Raw genomic sequence first — 1,287 nt, 5'->3', positions numbered from 1 at the left:
CGCTCGCCATGCCGGACGGCTCGCCGTTCCCGGCATGGCGAGCGGCAGCGACAATATGCCGGCCAGCGTGATGGCGCCGCGCACGCCGGCCACCGAACCGGCGAGCCGCACGCGCAACCCGAACGGCTCCACCTTGCGCTTGCCCAGACGTGCGGCGATGCCGGCTGCGAGATCGCCTACCCATATCCACAGGAAGCGCAACGCGATCAGGCACAGCGTCAGCGCCACGACGGTCGCGATCGGCTGGATAATCGGGTGCAGGCTCATGAGTTCCGGCGGCACATGGCGGATGATGTCGGGAAGCTGCAGGCCGAGCACGATGAAGAGAGCACCGTTGAAAACGAAGGAAAGCGTCGTCCACAGCGACATCGTCTGCATGCGGGCCGAGACGCCGAGGAAGCGAAACACGCCGGAGCCGCCGGTGAGCAGGCCGGCGGTAACAGCCGCCAGAATACCGGACGCTCCGACATGCTCGGCGCCGAGATAGGCGATGAAGGGCAGCAGAACCATCACCAGCACCTGCGCTTCGGCCGGCACGCCGCCGATCCGGTTGAGCAATTGCAGCAGCTTGGCGGCAACGAACAGTGCCGCGACGCCGATCAGGATGCCAATCGCCACGGCATAGAGAAAACTGAGCGAAGCCGCGGCAAGGGAAAAGCTGCCGGTCAGCACTGCTGCGACGGCGAAGCGGAACATGACGAGGCCTGAAGCGTCGTTGAGCAGCGACTCGCCTTCGAGAATGTGCATCAGCCGCGCCGGGACGACATTCCTGTCGACGATCGAGGACACGGCCACCGCGTCGGTCGGCGACAGCACCGCGGCAAGCGCAAAAGCGACCACCAGAGGGATGCTCGGCACTAGCCAATGCAAGGCGTAGCCGAAGCCGACGATGGTGAAGAAGACCAGCCCTATGGCCAGATCCAGGATCGGTCCGCGCAGCGCCATCAGTTCACGCTTCGGTGCGCCATAGGCATCGCCGAACAGCAGCGGCGGAATGAACACCAGCAGGAACAGTTCCGGATTGATCTCGACATGGATGCCGCGCACCGGCCAGGCGAGCGCGGCACCGATCGCAATCTGCAGCACCGGCAACGGCACCCGCACCAGGCGAACCAGCGCGCCGGAAAGCGCCACGAAGACGAGCACGACCAGAATGAAGACAGCGACTTCCATGGTCCGGTTCCAGGCTTTCCCGCCGACCATGCGCAAAGCCGGCCGATCCGTCCAGCCGCCCTCCCGTGAAAAACGCCGCGGCACCCAATCAATGAAAAAGGCCGCCCTGAGAGG

General features: G+C 65.3%; 1 protein-coding gene. It reads right to left on the bottom strand.

Annotation, left to right across the window (positions count from 1 at the left end; all coding sequences use genetic code 11):
- Positions 1-1,173: Na+/H+ antiporter (locus tag EN925_RS36385; protein WP_128337392.1), on the bottom strand; the 1,173-nt coding region annotated here is incomplete at its 3' end.
- Between the last annotated feature and the right edge of the window lie 114 nt (positions 1,174-1,287).

The organism is Mesorhizobium sp. M7A.F.Ca.US.006.04.2.1, from assembly GCF_004022915.1.
Classification (GTDB): Bacteria; Pseudomonadota; Alphaproteobacteria; order Rhizobiales; family Rhizobiaceae; genus Mesorhizobium; species Mesorhizobium ciceri.
Note: the sequence above shows the minus strand (reverse complement) of the source record. Positions and strands in the feature narration are given on the sequence as shown.